Source organism: Flavobacterium branchiophilum NBRC 15030 = ATCC 35035 (assembly GCF_002217205.1).
Classification (GTDB): Bacteria; Bacteroidota; Bacteroidia; order Flavobacteriales; family Flavobacteriaceae; genus Flavobacterium; species Flavobacterium branchiophilum.
Map to the genome: position 1 here is coordinate 881 of NZ_MUGT01000075.1, position 3649 is coordinate 4529.

Genomic DNA, 3649 nt, shown 5'->3' on the forward strand with positions numbered 1-3649 from the left:
TTGGACTATTTTATATGTATATTTGGTATAAGTTATAAAGCCAAAAAAAACTCAAAAGATATACTTTTGAGTTTTTTTATACCAAATATATTTCATAAGTATATTCGGTATTAATCCTAATATTTTGTAATTTGGGATGTGTCAAGATGCTTTTTCCAAGTATTGTATCAAGGTTTCTAAATCAACCAAAACTTGATCGCCTGTAATTAAATTTTTCAAAGCATATTGATTATGAGTCATTTCGCTTTCGCCCACAATTACCACATACGGTATTTGTCGTTTGTCGGCATACATAAATTGCTTGCCCACTTTTACTTTATCTGGATACAAATCTACTTTTATACCCTTAGCTCTCAAGGCTTTAATGGCTTTCATGGCATACAAAGCTTCTGTTTCGCCATAATTTACAAACAAAGCCACAACAGACGAGGTAACCGTTTCTGGAAACAATTGCAACTCATCTAAAACCAAATAAATACGGTCTAAACCAAATGAAATTCCAACGCCACCAACGTTTTTTAAACCAAAAATACCCGTCAAATCGTCATATCTGCCACCACCTCCAATAGAGCCCATCGAAACCGTTTTTGGAGCCGCAACTTCAAAAATGGCACCCGTATAATAGTTTAAACCTCTTGCCAAAGTAACGTCCAACTCTAATGTAGCGGCCGATAATCCAAGAGCAGCTATTTGATTGCCAATAAAAGTCAATTCGTCAATTCCTTTCATTCCAATTTCAGATTCTTGCAAAAGTGAGGAAAGTTGGGCCACTTTTTCATTAAAATTTCCCGAAAAAGCAAACAATGGTTGCACTTTGTCTAGGCTTTTGGGTTCTATGCCTTTTTCAAGCATCTCTTTTTTTACACCCTCTTCGCCAATTTTGTCTAATTTGTCCAATGCAACAGTAAAATCAATCAATTTCTCCGAGGCTCCAATTACTTCTGCAATGCCCGACAAAATTTTTCGGTTATTCATCTTAATTGTAACACCATGTAGCCCCAAATCAGCAAATACTTGATCATATAGCTGGATCAATTCTACTTCTTGCCAAAGCGAATTGGAACCAACAACATCGGCATCACACTGAAAAAACTCTCTGAACCGTCCTTTTTGAGGTCGATCTGCCCGCCAAACTGGCTGAATTTGATACCTTTTAAACGGAAATTCAATATCATTTTGGTGTTGCACCACATACCTTGCAAAAGGAACAGTCAAATCATATCGAAGGGCTTTTTCAGAAATTTTAGGCGTCAGTTGTTTGGCATTCATGGTTGGCAACGTTGCGGCATCTATTTTACTCAAATAATCACCACTATCCAAAATCTTAAAAATCAATCTGTCGCCTTCTTCCCCATATTTCCCCATCAACGTGTCTGAATTTTCAAACGAAGGAGTTTCTATAGGTTGAAAACCAAAACGCTCAAATTGGGCTTTGATTTTTGAAATAATATATTGCCGTTTCAAAACTTCCGACGGCGAAAAATCTCTTGTGCCTTTTGGAATGCTCGGTTTTGTTGCCATTTTACTAAAATTTATTTTTCTGTTTTTAAAATGCAAATATCTAAATTTTTAAAATAAAAAAATCAAATTTTAATTGTTATCTTGTAACAATTTGTTTATTTTCGTGACAAATCTAGTATGATGCTAAAATTATTCAAAGAAAATATCAAAATCGCCTTGGGTTCCATTCGAACTCAAGTATTACGTACCGTACTAACGGTATTTATTATTGCCATTGGAATTATGGCTCTAGTAGGAATTCTTACTGTAGTAGCCGCTCTCGAAAACAAAATTTCTACAAATTTTGCCTCAATGGGTTCTAATACTTTCAATTTTACACAATACGATTTTGCACAACGCAACAGAGGCTCCAACGAAACCGAAACCATCAACCCCATCATCAGCTATTCAGATGTGGTAGAATTTAAACGAAAATACAACTATCCCCTTACACAAACCGCCATTTATTTTACAGCAACTACAAATGCCGAAGTAAAATTTGAATCACAAAAAACAGATCCAGAAATAGCCGTACTAGGAGTTGATGAAAATTACATGCAAAATTCAGGACTTATTGTCGATAAAGGACGTAATTTTGCTCCTTTCGACATTCAAAATAATACCTATTCTGTAGTAATTGGCTCCGATTTTTTGAAAGGAATTTTCAAAGACGTACCCAATCCTCTCGATAAAATTATAGCCATACGTGGGGCAAAATTTAAAGTAATTGGAATATTGAAAGAAAAAGGTTCTACTTTTGGACGCAGTCAAGATTTGAGAGTTTTCATCCCCATCCAATTAGCCCGCTCCTTGTTTACAAAACCCAACATCAACTACTCCGTAAGTTCGATGGTTCAAAAACACGAAATTTTAGACCAAGCCGTAGATAATGCCACCATCACCATGCGAAAAGTACGTGGTCTCAACCCAACCCAAGACAATAATTTTGCCATTTCTCGCAGCGACGATTTATTACACAAAATTGCCGACATGACAGGATATCTCAATGTAGCAGCCATCGTTATCGGATTAATCACCATTTTTGGTTCCTCTATCGCCCTAATGAACATCATGTTCGTTTCTGTAACCGAACGCACCCGCGAAATAGGTGTAAGAAAAGCACTTGGTGCCAAACGTTCCACCATTGCCACTCAATTTTTTATGGAAACCATCATCATCGGACAGCTCGGAGGCATTTTAGGCACTATTCTTGGAATCCTCATTGGCTTTGCCTTTGCAAAAGCCCTCGATTTTACCTTCGTAACCCCCTGGAAAGCCATCTTCGGGGCCTTTGGTATCAGCTTTTTAGTAGCCATCATTTCTGGTTTAATACCCGCCCTAAAAGCAGCAAAACTCGATCCAATAGAATCCTTGCGATACGAATAAAAAAGAAAATTGTTTTTATTTGGGCACCTTTTCCGCCCTCCGTTCCCGCTTTTTTTTCTTGCCGCAAACCAATCTAGCCGTTCAGCGGCAAGAAAAAAAGAGCTCCACTCAGGTCGGGGTGCAAAACTTGTGCACATTGGCAACACCTCGTTTTTATAGTAGGTATTGACGTGTTTTATATATTTGAGGTATAAATATTTTTTTATTTCAAATAATTCTAAATGGTATTATACTATTTTTATATGTCTAAATGGTATTATATTGAAATCAAATCATAAAAATAAGTATTAGTAAATAGGTTTTTTATATTTTAACCAAAAGGCAATAAAACCCATTCCAATAAAGTTGGATATCAAAAAGAAAAGTGCATTGTCCAATAATTCGGGCGATTTCAGTTCGTCCCAATTGGTATCATATCCATAAATATAGCCTAAAAATTTTTCAAGTAAATAACCAACTACTATCAATACAATACACGAAATTAAGGCTGCATATAAAATTTTTTCAACTAAAATTAATTTATTTGTAAAATAAATATTAAAAAATAAAATAAGAAAATTTATTTTAAAATATATAAAATAAGAAGGTTCCGCATAATAGTCCACATGGTAAGGTGATGGCACATAAAAAACAGATAATAATATCAGTAATACACTAATATATATTTTATATTTAAATATTTTATTGCATATCATTAAAGTATGTGTATCAAATGGTTTACAATAATTAATTCAAAAATCGTTGTTTTATACCAAATATATTT

At 34.7% G+C, this 3649-nt stretch carries 3 protein-coding genes; 1 reads left to right on the forward strand and 2 read right to left on the reverse strand.

Annotated elements, in window-relative coordinates; translation table 11 throughout:
* Positions 1–141: 141 nt before the first annotated feature.
* The gene (gene hisS / locus B0A58_RS09500; RefSeq protein ID WP_089080861.1) at positions 142–1521 is read right to left on the reverse strand and encodes a histidine--tRNA ligase; all 1380 of its coding nucleotides are present in this window, start codon (positions 1519–1521) and stop codon (positions 142–144) included.
* Positions 1522–1641: 120 nt separating this feature from the next.
* Between hisS and B0A58_RS09505 the strand changes: the two genes are divergently transcribed.
* A complete protein-coding gene (locus B0A58_RS09505; RefSeq protein WP_089080863.1) occupies positions 1642–2886 on the forward strand; it encodes an ABC transporter permease in 1245 nt (414 codons plus the stop codon).
* A 287-nt stretch (positions 2887–3173) separates the two neighbouring features.
* Here B0A58_RS09505 and B0A58_RS09510 read toward each other — a convergent pair whose 3' ends face one another.
* Positions 3174–3509, reverse strand: a complete 336-nt coding sequence (locus B0A58_RS09510) for a hypothetical protein (protein WP_133063117.1) — start codon at positions 3507–3509, stop codon at positions 3174–3176.
* Positions 3510–3649 lie beyond the last annotated feature (140 nt).